Annotated in this window: 6 protein-coding genes; 2 read left to right on the top strand and 4 right to left on the bottom strand. The window is 66.0% G+C overall.

Going from position 1 to position 15045, the window contains the following annotated elements:
- Positions 1-4 precede the first annotated feature (4 nt).
- Entirely contained in the window at positions 5-7108 is a 7104-nt protein-coding gene (locus OWM54_RS04695) for a polymorphic toxin-type HINT domain-containing protein (RefSeq protein WP_267696727.1), read from the top strand.
- A 9-nt stretch (positions 7109-7117) separates the two neighbouring features.
- A complete protein-coding gene (locus OWM54_RS04690; protein ID WP_267696726.1) occupies positions 7118-7408 on the top strand; it encodes a hypothetical protein in 291 nt (96 codons plus the stop codon).
- 233 nt (positions 7409-7641) lie between these two features.
- On the opposite strand, the gene OWM54_RS04685 is transcribed toward OWM54_RS04690, so the two are convergent.
- The 4 genes from OWM54_RS04685 to OWM54_RS04670 all read right to left on the bottom strand — a co-directional run bounded on the left by OWM54_RS04685 (position 7642) and on the right by OWM54_RS04670 (position 14951).
- Positions 7642-8202: a DDE-type integrase/transposase/recombinase gene (locus OWM54_RS04685; protein WP_267696725.1), complete on the bottom strand. Its 561-nt coding sequence runs from the start codon at positions 8200-8202 to the stop codon at positions 7642-7644.
- Positions 8203-8822: 620 nt separating this feature from the next.
- Positions 8823-10355, bottom strand: a complete 1533-nt coding sequence (locus OWM54_RS04680) for a hypothetical protein (RefSeq protein WP_141323235.1) — start codon at positions 10353-10355, stop codon at positions 8823-8825.
- Between the two features lie 79 nt (positions 10356-10434).
- On the bottom strand, positions 10435-12441 hold the full coding sequence (locus OWM54_RS04675) for a hypothetical protein (protein WP_223783006.1): 2007 nt from the start codon (positions 12439-12441) through the stop codon (positions 10435-10437).
- Positions 12438-14951, bottom strand: a complete 2514-nt coding sequence (locus OWM54_RS04670; protein WP_267696724.1) for a bifunctional metallophosphatase/5'-nucleotidase — start codon at positions 14949-14951, stop codon at positions 12438-12440. Before OWM54_RS04670 ends, OWM54_RS04675 begins: the two co-directional genes overlap by 4 nt.
- Positions 14952-15045: the final 94 nt, after the last annotated feature.

Below are 15045 nucleotides of genomic sequence, written 5' to 3'. Positions count from 1 at the left end.
GGCCATGAAGCGCGTCACGTCGTCATTCGTCTCGAGTCTCTGCCTGGTTCTGGGGCTGAGTGGTTGCGGAACACCGACGGAGTCGTCGGACCCGAAGGACGCTCGCGCATCGCGAGTCGTCCGCCAGCTCAGTGATGCCCCCCTGAGCATTCCGGCCTCGTCCATCCTGCCCACCGAGCAGAAGTCGACGGGCACCACACCGATGATGGTGGATGCACAGTTCGAGGTGACCTCGGATGGTGCGGCGACCTACTCGATTCCGCTCTGGAGCCCTTCGGGGCGAGGTGGAGTGGAGCCCCGGCTCTCGCTGGCCTATCACAGCCGTGCCGACAATGGTCTGCTTGGAGTGGGCTGGGAGCTGAAGGGATTCTCCCAAATTTCTCGCTGCCGGAGGACCTTCGCGCAGGACGGTCTGACCGCGCCCGTTCGGTTCCTTCCAACGGATGCCTTTTGTCTGGATGGTCAGCGGTTGGTGGTCGTCTCCAGTGGCGCGAACCTCATCGAGTACAGGACGGAGGTCGAATCCTTCACCAAGGTCCTGGCCTACCTGGATGGCACTGGCGCGCCGGACTACTTCGAGGCGCACCAGAAGGACGGGCGCATCATGTCCTACGGACGGTATGCGGAGACGCATTCCCGACTGGAAGGACACCGACTGAGCGTCAGCGCGGACCCCGTGACGGGAGTCGTCACGCAAGGTGTGGAGGCGACGCCGGTCCGATTGGGCTGGGCGCTGTCCGAGGTTCGCGACCGGGCTGGCAACGACCTGCGGATCCGCTACCTGCTGAGTGGAGGCGCCACCACCGGTTATGAGCACGTTCCGGAGCGCATCGACTACACCGGACACACGAGCGATGCCACGGGGGCGATGAGGCGGCGCAGTGTCCGATTCGCCTACGACGCGACCACTCGCCCGGATGTCGAGGTCCGCTTCGTGTCGGGACTCAAGCTCCGATCGGCCCAGCGTCTATCGCGCATCAACATGTATGGCCCAGGACTCGCGTCGTCGCCGTCCACGGTGGACGACGTCCTGCTGCGCTCCTTCGAGCTGAGGTATCGCACCGCGCGCGTCACCCGTCGCAGCCTCCTCGAGCAGGTTTTCGAGTGTGATGGCCAGGGTATCTGCCGGGATCCTCTCGACTTCGACTACACGCCGGGCATCGACTGCAGTGCGAGTCCGGATAACGACTGTGACGACCCCGTCGTGTCGCTCCAGGACTTCAACGTCGTGACGGCGTCGGAGCAGTCTGGCAGCACGTTTGTCCCCATCCGCGACGTGAAGACCCGGGGGGCGCCGTTGCACACTGCGGGCGGCTCTCTCATTCAGGGGGTCCAGGATTTCTGGACGCTGCACACGCTGGACATCAACGGCGACGGGCGCGACGACCTCCTCTATCGCCGCAATGACACGGCGGGGCCGGTGACCGATGGCAACGGCACGAGAATCGAACTGGGCGACTCGGTCTGGTACTACCGGCTGGCGACGGGAGTAGGGATCTACGGTCCCGCGACGGAAGCGAAGTTGCCTGTCTCCAAGGTTGGAAACAGCGACGACGACCTCCGCATCGCCGACATGAACGGGGATGGCATCCCCGAGGTCATCGTCGTCGAGCGAGCGGACTGGACCGGACAGAATGGCAAGTTCCAGCTCTACTCGTTCGATGGGACGAAGTTCGTGTCCGCGGGCATCGAGGCGACGGAAATCCATCAGTTCTGGTGGGAGCCCGTCAGCAGCTCGCGTTCGCGAATCCCGGTGATGCATGTGGCCGACCTCAATGGCGACGGCATGCCGGAGCTCTTCCGTTCGACCCAGGCGCCTCAGCCCTTCACCTGGGCGTACCGGATGAATCTCGGTGGGTTGTCCCTGTCGACCTACACGCAGATCCCGCTCGCCTCGGGTATCGACCATGCGGGTTACACCGTCGATGTCGATGGTGACGGCAGCACCGAGGTGCTGGTTCGCGCGGGAGCGCATCCCACCAGCGATGGCTATTCCTCCCAGTACTTCTCGGTGGGGCTCGGTGCGCCGGGCGTATCGAACATCGTTCCGACGGCGCTTCCCGCGGTGCCCGTGGCCAGCGGGCCGAACACGGGGGCGAGGAGGATCTACAACAGGACTTGGTTCCTGGATGTGAACGGGGACGGCCTCGCGGATGCGGTGAGCGCCCGCCGTGAGCGTGAGACGGAGCTGGGACAGAAGTTCCCGGGAGACGTCGGCATCTTCATCAACACGGGCAACGGGTTTCTTCCTCCCGTGTGGCAGGACCTGTCCGACCTGCATGAACTCAGCCCGTCGTGGATTCAGCCCACTCAAAAGGGGCTCGACCCGGGCGTGAGGATCCTCGATTTCGATCGGGATGGTCGGCAGGACCTGTTGCTGACGGACTCCGGTGCAACCAACGCCAATGGCACGACGCGCACGAAGATGTGGGTCCTGCTGAGTCGTGATGACCACTTCGAACCCCGGGAGCTGGACATCCTGGTCGGCCAGTCCACGGGAGGTACGTCGTCATCGGCCATCTATGGATACGGACAGCGGTTCTCCCACGTCCTGGATGCGAATGGTGATGGCTTGGCGGACATCATCCAGATGGAGGATGACCTCAGCATCGAGAATGGAAATCGTCCGAACTATGGCCTGCTCAAGGTCTATGTCCGCCGGGGAGAGCTTCCGGATGCCCTGACCTCCGTCCGGGTCGGCAAGCACGGCAAGGCCGTGACGGTCCGCTACCAGCACTTCCTCCAACAGCCCGCGGAGTCGGGACAGCCCCGCATCTATACGGCCGGGACGTGCACCTATCCGCAACGGTGCCCGACGAACATGTGGGTCGTCGTGGAGTCGGGGCTCGACGATGGGACCCAGCTCAATCGCTTCAACACGCTCTACTACAGCTATGAGGCGGCCCGAGGAGATGTGCAGGGACGCGGTTGGTTGGGCTTCGCGAAGCGCACGGTCCTCAACCCGCGGACGAACGCCACGACCGTCACCACCTACGACAATCAGACGAAGGATGTCGGCCTCTACCTGCGCGCGGGGCGCCCCGTGACGGAGACGACGGACATCACCCTGGCGTCCGGACTGAAGCACCAGCACCAGCGCTCGTTCCAGTACACCGTTGGCACCAGCGCGGCGCAGCGCCCCTTCCTCTATCCGAGCCTGGTGACGGATGAATATCGGGAGGGAACCGGGACGACGCTTTCGCTGGTCCGACGGAGCCGACAGACCCGGACGAATGACGCCTACGGCAACGACACGGTGTCCGAAGTGCTCGAGGACGAAGTCGTCGGGGGAGTCCTGTCCGGACGCACGTGGTCGGCCCGGAAGGAAGTGCCGCTCATCGACAACCTGGCGACGTCCTGGCTCATCGGGCTTCCCCGTCGAGTGGTCACCACGAGCACCACGGCCGATGGGCTGACCCGGTCGAGGGTCGAGACGCATGACTATGACAGCCGCGGCCTGGTGACCCGCACGGTGCAGGAGCCCTCGGGGAGCGTCGACGAGATGCTGACGGCCACCTACGGCCGCGACGCGTTCGGCCTGGTGGAGCGTGTGGAGCTTACGGGCTCCGGCACGACGCGGGTGGAGACCACGCAGTTCGACCCGACCGAGCACCTGCTCCCCGTGACGACGTTCAATGCGGCGGGACATCGCGGCCGCGTCGCCTATCATCCTGGGCTCGATGCTCCCTTGGTCATCGAGGACGCCAACGGGCTGTTGACGCATCACAAGCGAGACGGCTTCGGACGTCTCCGCAGCACGGTATCTCCATCGGGGGAGACCGAGCTTGTCAGCTACGGCGCGGACTCCCTGGGCTGGATGCGTGTCACCACCCGGACGCTCGGTGGCCAGGAGGTCGCGACCACGGTCGACAACTATGGCCGGGAGATTCGCCGCGAGACCCGGGGGTTCGATGGACGCGTCATCACGGTGCGCAGCGAGTACGACGAGTTGGGGCAGAAGACGCGCATGTCGCGTCCCTTCTCGGGCACGGCTCCGGCGCGCTACCTGGTGGCGACCCATGACCTGTTGGGACGACGCCTGACGCTCACCGCGCCGGAGGGCGGCACCGTGACGAACTCCTACGTGGGGCTGACGACGACCACGCTAGATGAGCGGGGGAACAAGACCACGCAGGTGGCCAACGCAGTGGGGCAGGCCGTGGCGAGCAGTGCCTACGACGCGAGTGGGCGGGAGATTCGCACGACGTACGAGTACGGCCCCTTCGGCGTCCTTCGGCGGGTGACGGACTCCCAGGGCAACGTGGTCGTGCTCGAGCACGACGTGCGAGGCCGTCGGACGAAGGTGACGGACCCCGACTCGGGCGTGACCACCGTCAGCTACAACGCGTTCGGCGAGCCTCGCGTCGAGACTGACGGCAATGGCCACCAGACGCTCTACGAGACCTACGATGCGCTGGGGCGACAGGTCCGGGTGACCACGAACGATGGTGCGTATACCCAGGAGTGGGACACGGACCTGAAGGGCGCGCTGACCAGTTCGACCAGTCCGGATGGCGTGACGGTCTCGCACCTGTACAACGGGCAGGGACTGCTGGAGCAGAGCACCTGGACCATCGAGGGAGCGGCCTACACCGTCAATCGGACCTATGACACGAACGGGCGGCTCTCGACGTTGCTCTATCCCCAGGTCGGGGCGCGGCGCTTCTCCCTGGTGCACGCCTATACGGATTACGGCTTCCTGAAGGACGTCCGTGCCCCGTCCGCGACGAAGGCGTTCTGGACGGCGCAGGCGCACGACGACTTCGGGCAGTTGACGGCCGAGCAGCTTGGAAACGATGTGGTGACCTCTCGCCGCCATGACTTGCGCGGGCGCTTGCGCTTCATCGATTCACGCCGTGCGAGCACCGTGCTTCAGGGGTTGGCCTACGAGTGGGATCTGGAAGGGAACCTCAAGAGCCGTGGCGACACGCTCGCGCGGACGACGGAGGACTTCGAGTACGACACGCTGGACCGGCTGACCAAATGGACCGTCTTCCAGAACTGCCGCAGGTCCGCGTTGGAGTATCGCTACGACGACCTGGGGAACCTGCTGGAGCGCCGTGTGCTGGAGGGCAGCGGGACGGCGACGACGGGCACGTACACGGGGGCGGGTGCGGGGCCTCACGCGGTGAAGCAGACCCAGTTGGGGAGCTACGGCTACGACGCCAGCGGCAACCAGGTGAGCGCCCCTGGTCGGAATGTGAGCTACACCGCGTTCGATCTCCCGAAGCAGATCACCGGTCCGGGGCGGGAGGTGAGCTTCAAGTACGACGGCGGGCAGAGCCGCGTCCTCAAGCGCAGCAGCCTGGGCGGTGTGACGACCTACGTCGGCAGTCTCTACGAGAAGCGCCAGCAAGGGGGCCAGACGCAGCACATCTTCTACGTGACGGGCGGTGGGCGTCCTGTCGCGCAGGTCCACTGGGTGGACGGCGGGGCCGATCAGACGTTGTATCTGCTGGGAGACCACCTGGGGTCCACCGAGCGCGTGGTGGACGCGCTGGGCAACGTGCTCGATGGCGAGCGGATGAAGTTCGAGCCGTTCGGGGATGGGCGCCTGCCTCACGCCTTGCCCGTGGCGGCTTCCGTGGCCTCGGGAGCGGTGAGGAAGAGCTTCACCGGGCATGAGAGTGATGACGAGTTCGGCCTGGTGAACATGGGCGGGCGCATCTACGACCCGGAGACCGCGCGCTTCCTCACGCCGGACCCGTTCATCCAGTTCCCTCAGGATGGGCAGTCCTACAATCGGTATGCCTACACGCTGAACAACCCGCTCAGGTGGACCGATCCGACGGGGTTCGAGGCGGAGGGAGCAGACTTGTCCTTAGGGGGGGAGACCGTGGTGACGGCGCCTCGGTACGATCCGACGGAGATCTTCGGGGAGCAGGGCGTGGGCGCCGCGCAGTGGGGGACGCCGCCTCCGGACGGCTCTCAGTCCGCGGACCAGAACGGAGCCAGGGCGCGGGCGCAGGGGGCCGAGAACCAGCGGCTCGTCATGGAGCGTGCCATGAAGGGCTCGCTGCGGCCGCTCGCCCCGTCCCCAGCCCTGCCTGAGTTCTATGGCACCGAGCATGAGCGGCAGACGGCGGTCTTCAACCACTACCGCCTCCTCGCGGGTAAAGGACTTGTGTGGGGCCTGGAGATCGTGGCGATTGATATGGCCACGCGTGGCATCGCACGTCTGGGGGGGGCGGCGCTTCGTGCGGCGATCATTGATGGAGCAGTGACACTACGAGCTGCAGGGAGCGGTGGATTGAGGGGGCTCGAAGGAGTCCTGCTCGGAGGCGGGTGCTTCATCGCGGGCACTCCGGTGCTCACACTGGCCGGGCCGTTGCCCATCGAAGATGTGAGGGAAGGCGACTGGGTCTGGGCCTGGGACGAGAAGACCCAGGTGCCTGGCTGGCATCAGGTGACGCGGACCTTCGTTCGTCCGATGCGGGCTGTGTTCATGGTGGAGGTCATCTCCGGAGATGCGGGTTCGCTCGATGTCCTGGGCGTCACTGCGGAGCATCCGTTCTGGGTTTCGGGCCAGGGCTGGGTCGAGGCTCAGGCGCTCTCTCCTGGAGACGAACTCGAGACCGCAACCGGGAATCGAGTCCTGGTCGCTTCGCTCCAGTCCGTGCCGGGGCGGGAGACTGTCTACAACTTCGAGGTCGATGGCGCGCACACGTACTTCGTGGGGGAGCTATCCACCTGGGTGCACAACACCTCAGCTATTAGCGCGGGGGGCGAAGCGGTCGAGGGGGCCTTCGACATGGCATTGGGGCTCGCCAAACATCGTGAAACGGGAAGCCCGCTCTTGCTCAAGCGCTTTTCTGAGCGCGTGAATGCCAAGACCTATGGTCAACTGGAAGGAACGTGGTGGCCGGGCAGCATGGAGCGTCTAGAGGCAACCCTGGTTGAGCACATGCAGAATGCTCGTCATATCCACTTCAATCTCGATCAGTTCGATCTCGCACGGTTCAGGCAGTACGCGCTCAATCCGACATTCGGCGATCACACGATCACTGCCTGGGAACTTCATAAAGTCCTTACGAGCCCGAATTTGTTGTCGAAGACGACATTCTACGGACCGGGTGGCGTGGTTGTTCCGCCCCCCGCGCTGAAATAGAGGCGTCACATGGACTTGGTCAGAACCGGAGCCGCACTTTCAGCCTATATCGGCGGGACAGCTCAGGTGTGGAGCTACACCTCAACGCACGATAAGCTCGTTATTGAGCTGAGTGTCGCGGATGGCAGCCACCGTGTCTACTTGGTGTTGATTGGGTGCGTGGGGATTTGGGGACGCACCTGGTGGAAAGTTTCGTCTCCTCGAATCGAGGTGACGAACTCTGGCTTCTTGTTCGTGGATGGCGATCTGCGTGTTGAATTCTTGCACGAGTTTCAGTTGGTCGATGCCTCTCCGTCGTGAAGGTGGACAAGGCAGCTGTTTTCGCAGCAGGGTCCGATGACTTCTCGGCGTCACGAACGGGGAATCTTCCGCCCCTGGGATTCCTGAGACACCTCTCTGGGGGATAGCCTCCCCCTCGTGACGTGGACGTGAAGAAGCAGAAGTAAGCCAGGACCGCAGCGTGCCGTCGGTTTTCGGCGACGCGGAAGAGGGAGGCCGTGCTCCGGCTGCTCAAGGGCAAGGAGGTCGACGCGCTATCTTGAGAGCTGGGTGGCTACCGCGGCGGTGAGCGAGTGGCGGAAGAAGTTCCAGCGCTCGGGGTGACGGGCTCGGGCACGCTGGTACACCCTGTGGCGTCGGGCCAGCAGCGCCGTCTCGCGGCCGAAGTGCCTGTCGTCGGGTGTGACGAATCGGATGGTCGAATGTAGGTGCTCAGTGTTGTACCAGCCCACGAAGCGCGTCACCCAGTCGTGCGCGTTCTCGGCGGAGGCGAAGGGCCTCTGGGGAAAGCTGGGGCGGTACTTCAGCGTACGGAAGAGGGCCTCGGAGAAGGCATTGTCATCCGAGACGCGGGGTCGGTTGAAGGACGGCGTGACGCCCAGCCACTGAAGGCTGGCCAGAAGCGTGGCGCCCTTCATCGGCCCGCCGTTGTCCGAGTGCAGCACCAGGCCCTCGGGGCAGCCCGCCTCCTGCCAGGAGCGACGGATGAGGGCCGAGGCGAGCTCGGACGATTCCTCCTCGTGCACCGCGAAGCCCATGACGCGGCGGCTGAAGACGTCCACCACCAGGTACAGGTAGAGGAAGGCGCCCTTCACCGGGCCCTTCAGGTAGGTGATGTCCCAGCTCCATACTTGGTTGGGGGCGGGTGGCGGTGTGCGCGGCCCGGGGCCTGGGCGAGGGCGCCTTGGTATGGCCGCGGTGGGGCAGTTGCCCGGCTTCGCGCAGCACCCGGTAGACGCTCGCCTCGCTGGCCACGTACTCACCGCTGAATGGTGCGCGCAGCCACGCCCAGCCGCTCGCAGACAACCTCCAGGCGCACGCCCTTGGCCAGGAGGCGACAACTTCCCTGCCACAGGGGGGACCTTCTGAGGCCGCTGCTGGAGCGGGACCACTGGCACAACGAGCACTGGCTGCTGAAGCGTCACCATTTCCTCTCGCCGAGTCAGGCCCGATGAGAGCTGATGCAGTCGAAGCAGGCGGCCTGATTGCAACCAACCTGGTGTCTCAACAACCCGGTGCGGTACAGCCTCTTGCGTCGTGGTGGTCGTCGCGACGACTACTTCTGGGCGGGCATGCATTGCTCGAGTGGTCGTCTGAGGCGGTGGGTGATTCGCAATAGGCTCGACGCGAGGTGCTTCATACGATGCCCACGAACGACAACGGCCCGGCTCCCAGGGAAGGGAACCGGGCCGTCTGGCTTCAGCGCGAGTGAGTTCTAGAAGCGCGCCTGCAGCAGCGTGTTGAAGCCCAGCGCGTGCGGCTTCTCGAACGTCGGCTGCGCGACGCCCGTGATGTCGTCACGGAACGTGGTCCGGTTCGTGTCGTACGTGTAGTAGACCTCGCCGACCGCCGCGACGGAGTCGGACAGATCCCAGCGGAACGTCGCCTTCGCCGAGTAGATGGGCTCCGCCTCGCACGAGCCAGAGCCACCGCACGTCTCCGGCAGGATGCTCAGCATGTTCACGTCACGCACCACCACCGTGCGCGTCCCCGCCAGGCTCGGCGGCGTGTCGTTGCCGCCCAGCAGCGGGGTGGGGCTGCGGAACGACGCCGGACGCTGCACGCCCACGATAAAGCCCGGCGTGAAGTGCAGCTCGGGCAGGTGGTAGTCCGCGCCCAGCGCCAGGAACATCTCCGGGTTCAGCTTCGTACCCTCGGGGAAGTCCTGGAACGGGGGGAAGCCCGGCACGTCGAACTGGATGAACGAGAGGCTGCGGTACAGGCCCAGCAGGCTCATGCGCAGGAAGCCCAGCTTCGCGCGCGCCTGCAGCGCCAGCGCCGTGGCTCCCTGCGGCTGCGTCGCACCGAACGTGTCCGGCTTCTCCAGCGTCTGGGACAGGTAGCTGCCCTCGAGCGACACGGAGTAGGACAGGCCACCCGGGTACTGCTCGGGCGCGAAGAACCGCTCGTAGATCTCCGGGTCGTTCTTGTAGAGCCGGAAGTCCACGCTCGTGCCGACCGGCACACCCACGTGGTAGACGACCTGACCGGACACGCCAGCCGCGTTCACCGGCGCCTCCACGCCCAGCGTGGCGAGACCCGGCACCAGGCCCTTCTGGAAGTAGCCGCCGCCCGCCTCGATGCGCAGCGTGTCCAGGATGTCCCAGCCCGCGCCCGCCATCACACCGTAGAGCGTCTCCTCCTCGAGGATGAGCTCGTTCTGCACCAGCGCCGTCTTGCCACCGACGTACGCGTACCACCGGTCCCGCGTAATCTGCAGCTTCGCGCCGGGCACGCCGTTGGTCGCCGAACGCGTGGTGAACGCGCCGCTGCCACCCCAGGAGATGCGGTACGCATAGCCCAGACGGAAGCGATCCGCGGACACCGGGAAGCCCACCAGCGAGATGCCTTCCTTCTCACCCCAGCCCGGCGGCTGGTAGTTGAGCCGGATGTAGCTGGAGTTGTCCTGGATGGCCACCTGACCGCTGGGGCGCTCGAGCACCAGCAGCGTCAGGGCCGCCTCCGTCGTCAGTCCCTCGAAGAAGGCGGGCGCCTTCTTGTAGAGCACCACGTTCGAGAGCGACTCGAAGCCGGAGAACCGGGTGTTGAAGTTGTCGTAGAACTGGGTGTTCTGGTTACCCGCGCCAAACCGCGCATTGGGGCTGTTGGGCGTCGTCTCACCCGAACCCGCAAGCACGTTGTCGTCCGCGAAGACGAACGACAGACGCGTGTCCACGAAGTCACTGGCCCAGGCGGGCGCACTCAAGGAGATAAGCCCCGACAGGGCCAGCTTCTGCAGCGTTTTCAATGTCCCTCTCCACGGAGCGCCCGCTTGGAACGCTCCTCCCTGCGCCCCGGTGGAACCGGGGCACGAGCTCGTCAAAAGTCTAAGGATTCACGCAAGGCTTGATGGGCTTCGGGCACTCCAGCCCCGGGCCGGGATAGCAGCAGAGGTCGTCCTGGCTCCGCGGCAGGATGATCCACCGGGGGCGCGCCGCGCTCACGTGGCGCATGTGGCCCACGATGTCGAAGGTGGCCTCGTGCAAGAGCTTGCACTGCCGGGCCAGCTCCGCGTCCGGGTCCTGCTCGTTGCAGTTGACCACCAGGTCGGGGACCGCGTCCTTCGTCACCAGGTTGATGCGAGCCTTCTGGTTCTGGCTCACCGTGCAGCGGGCCGCGCCGTTGGCAGGGTCCGCGACGGAGACCCACACCACCATCTGGTTGTCGCCCATCAGGTGCTCCAGGCGGGTGGCTGCGGGCAGCGCGACGTTGCTCGCGGGGCCCGGGGCGCTCGTGCTGCCGAAGCGCACGTTCGTCGCCTTGTCACACCAGATGTTGAGCGTCACGCCGATGCTGTACGTATTGGTCGAGCGCGTCCACGCCTCGGTGGCGGGAGCCACCGGCGGCGCGGCGTTGATCGTGTGCAGCCGGCCTGGCACGGAGTCGTCCAGCCCCGCCTCGGGAGCGCCCATGGGGACCATCTCCACCACGAACTGCCCGAAGCTGTCGTAGGTGTTCTTCTCCGCGCAGATCTGGTTGCGGTACTCGCCCATGCCCAGTGTGCAGTCGACATTGCACTGACGCTCGGGGACGTCCGGATCATTGGGCGTGTCCGCGCCGCAGGCGCCGAAGACGCCGTTGCGGGCGTCAGGGCAGAAGAAGGGCACGGTGCCGTTGCCATTGGCGTCGCAGTTGCGGAACACCGTGGGGAACTTCACCCGGCGCACCTTCACCAGCGAGGACTCCAGGCCCTCCATCTTGTAGTTGCCGTAGCTATAGCCGCACATCACGTCCGAGATGTAGGGCGAGCCGCTGAGGCCACACAGCCGGCCGTTGATCTCCGTCGGAGGCGCCAGGGCCAGGTACTTGTTCCACTCCGACTGCGGCAGCAGGCGGACCTTCTCGCGGATGCTCCACGACGGGAAGGTGAGCTGCGTGGTGGCGGTGAACTCCTGCACCGAGCCCGCGATGGACCAGAGCAGGTCACCGGTGTCCAGGCCCTCGGGGTAGGAGTAGTTGTAGATGTAGATGGAGTTGAAGCGGCCCGGGAAGAAGCCGGAGGGCTCCGCCGTCTGGGTGTTGGCGCCGGGGATGCTGCCCTCGCGCACGCGGCAGGCCGTCAGGTCCGTCACGAAGAAGCCGCTGGGGTCCATGCCCGTCACCAACAGCGTCACCGGCTGGTTGTGGTTCGGATCATCCGGCTCGCAGTTCTGCAGGAGGGGAGCACCCGCCTCAGGCGCACGGCCAATCCGCATGAACGTGCCGGCGTACGCGGTGAGCTGGTCGCTGTTCTGCGGCACCTGCACCGTGGAGATGGTCGGCTCCTCGAAGAACACTGAGCGCGACAGGCCCGTGGCCGCGGTGCGCTGGGCGGGCTCCACCGGGAGCTCTCCGTCGACGACGGCGCCATCCGCGTAGTCGACCTCGACCGGATCGTCCTCGACCCACACGTGGGCCTCACCGTAGAGCTGGGAGGAGCGCACGGTGCCCGAGCCCACGCCGTTGGTCAGCTGCACCCAGCGGTAGCGGTAGGGACCCGTCAGGTTGCCGGGGACGGTGCGGAACGACACCGGGCCGTTGAACGACTCCATGGGCTGGCCCTTCACGTCCAGCGCCTGGATGTCGATGTCCACGTCCACCGCGCTGCGGGGCATGGCGAGCCGGCAGTCCTTGGTGCCGCGGAGCTCCAGGGGAACCGCCGCCTGGTTGCCTCCGCCGTGCGCGGTCGCACACTCCGCCACCACCGGCACGGCCGTGCGCGGGTTGGAGTCCGCGACGTAGAAGCCCTTCACCGTCACCTTGAACGAGGAGAGGCCGGTGGGCTGGGGCGTCTCGTCGGTGTAACAACCCGCGGCGACGAGGGCCACCGCCGACAGGAAAGCGAATCGCTTCATTGCTCCACCCTCCGGCCGATGCGGCCGTCATCCACCGCGTCGGCGATGGGCATCGCCGTCGGGTTGTCACAGAAGTTGCGAAGCTGCTGGGTCACCGTGCCGCACACGGGGTTGCTGCCGCTGATGATCTCCCGGCAGTCACAGCGGCCCGTGAACGGACCGGGCGACACCGCGCAAGCGGCCTGCGCCTCCTCGGGCGTGTCCACGTCGGGGATGTTGCAACCCGCAGGATTGTAGCCGCGGGCGGCCAGGTCTCCGCAGGTGCAGGTTCCCACCTGCTTGCCGGAGATACAGGCCGCGCGGGCCTGGTCGGGGTTGGTGACCGTATCGACGCCGCAGCCCGACGGGTCGAAGCCGTTGCGCAGCAGCTCACCGCACGTGCAGCTTCCGACGCGCACGTCCAGCTCGTTCTTGTAGTCCTGCATCTCGCGGCACGCGGCGCGCAGTCGGTCGTTGACCACCCACTGGCCGTTCACGAGGTTGCCACAGCTCTGTGCCCCCGGCTTGTTGCCGCGCGTCGCGTAGCCCGCGTTGATGTCGTCGCAGGTGCAGAAGTCCTGCATGTAGCCGATGAGCGAGTCACGCAGCGAGATGCCCGTCTCCTGGCGCGTGGTGTTGCGCTTGAGCACGTTGAAGCCCGAGCCGCCCTTCGCGATGTAGTCGTTCACCGCCACGCGGTAGGTGCCGAACGGGTTGAGCGGCTCGGGGCCGATCGAGATGTCCGTGCCGGGATTCGCGTAGCAGCGGCCCCGGTCGGAGGAGCTGCTCTCGTCCTGGATGCACTGCCAGGGCGCGTGACCCGTGCGGCTCTGGGCGGGACAGTCGGCGCCCTTCAGGGCCAGGTTGCAGGGGGTGCGCAGGTCGTTGATCTGCACCTGGGCGCAGTCCATGGTGAACTTCGCGCCGGAGATCTGCGCCTGGCTGACGCAGCCGCGCTCGGCGGAGCGCTCGGCGACGAAGTTGAACATCTCCTGCATCTCCTTGCCGGAGAGGTACATGATGTTGATGGTGTTCTCGAAGGGGAACACGTTGAACATCGACTCCTGGGTGATGACGCCCGCATAGAGGTTGTCGCGGATGCCCAGCGAGTTGGTGAGCGCCATCTGCGCATCGACGCGGCGACGCTTGCGCATCGAGTCCGCGGCGATGTTGCCCAGGGGCGAGTCGCCACCCGTGGAGTTGTTCCGGCGCGTCACGTCCGTGGGCGCGTAGGAGAAGATGTTCGTGAGCTGCAGCCGCATGTCCATGCCGATGATGTAGGGTTGGAGCAGGTGCGTCGTCTGGCGGTCCTCCTGGGCCTCGCAGGCCTCCATGGCCGCGCGGACCTCGGGGGTCTGGATGAACTGGCCATCCTCCCAGAAGATGTTCGAGTCATACCGGTACTTGCGCATGGCCTCGTCACACCAGAGCCTGTCGAGCGGGAACACGCGGTAGTCCTGGCTGACGACCTCGCCGCCCTCACCAGCGCCGAGCTCCGTCGGCATCTTCACGACCAGCTCCAGCCGGCCCACGTACTTGGCGAACGCGCCGGAGTGCGAGAGCACCACCTTGCGGCCGCTGGGGTCCGCGAGCAGCTGCGGCGGGTTGAGCACCACGTGCAGGTGGCCGCCCATCACCACGTCCACGCCGCTGACGCCCGGAATCTGGACGCGCACCACGGACTTGTCGTTGCCCTCGGGGCCGAACCACTCGAGCACCTGCCACGGGTTCTTCTCGCGGCGGATGAAGGAGCGGGCGCGGCCGTACTCGTAATAGGCCTCGTAGCCCTGGATGACGTCCTGGTCCTCGGTGAGGCCCAGGTGGCTGACGATGACGATGAGGTCGGAGACCGGCCGCAGCAGGTCCACGTACGCGCGCACCACCTCGTTCTGCTCCAGCGGCGTCACCTGGAGGCTGTTGCCACCCTCGACGATGGAGTTGAGCGAGGAGATGTTCGCCATGCCAATGATGGCGACGCGCAGGCCCTTCACGTTGCGGATGGTGTACGGCGCGGCCTCCAGCGCCGTCTCGTTGCTGCCGTTCTGCCGCCAGTCATTCCAGTTGTAGTTGGCGGCGAGCAGCGGGAACGAGGCGAACTGCTTGGCCTGGTTGGTGAAGTTCAGCGCGCCCGCGTCGAACTCGTGGTTGCCGATGACCGCGGCGTCCAGCCGGGCCTGCGACAGGAAGCGGAACTCCACTTCACCGTTGTTGAGGTTGAAGATGGGGGCGCCCTGGAAGCAGTCGCCCGAGTCGACGTGCAGCACCCGCTCACCCTTGGCGCGCTCGCGCTTGAGCACCGCGGCCATGCGCGTGGCGCCACCGAACGGGCCGGCCTCCGGGATGAGTCCCAGGTCCTGGTCCGTCTTCAGCGGCGCGAAGTCGTAGGGGATGAGGCGTGAGTGGATGTCCGAGGTATGAAGGAGCGTCAGCCGCACCTCCTGCCCCTCGAGGTTGTAGTCCTGGCCTTCCATCACTGGCATGCATGAGGCCGAGACCAGGGCGCAGAAGAGGCCGAGCAGGAGGCGACGCATCAGGAGATTCCGTGTTTCGGTAGGACGTCGGGAGTAAAGCGGGCGCAAGGTACGGTATCGGACACGGGCGGGCAAGCAACGCCGCCATGGCATT

The sequence above is a fragment of the Myxococcus sp. MISCRS1 genome (genome assembly GCF_026626605.1).
Classification (GTDB): domain Bacteria; phylum Myxococcota; class Myxococcia; order Myxococcales; family Myxococcaceae; genus Myxococcus; species Myxococcus fulvus.
Note: the sequence above shows the minus strand (reverse complement) of the source record. Positions and strands in the feature narration are given on the sequence as shown.

Coding starts and splice junctions, on each gene's coding strand:
- OWM54_RS04675 (WP_223783006.1), bottom strand. CDS start 12,441: ATGAAGCGATTCGCTTTCCTGTCGGCGGTGGCCCTCGTCGCCGCGGGT.
- OWM54_RS04690 (WP_267696726.1), top strand. CDS start 7,118: ATGGACTTGGTCAGAACCGGAGCCGCACTTTCAGCCTATATCGGCGGG.
- OWM54_RS04695 (WP_267696727.1), top strand. CDS start 5: ATGAAGCGCGTCACGTCGTCATTCGTCTCGAGTCTCTGCCTGGTTCTG.
- OWM54_RS04670 (WP_267696724.1), bottom strand. CDS start 14,951: ATGCGTCGCCTCCTGCTCGGCCTCTTCTGCGCCCTGGTCTCGGCCTCA.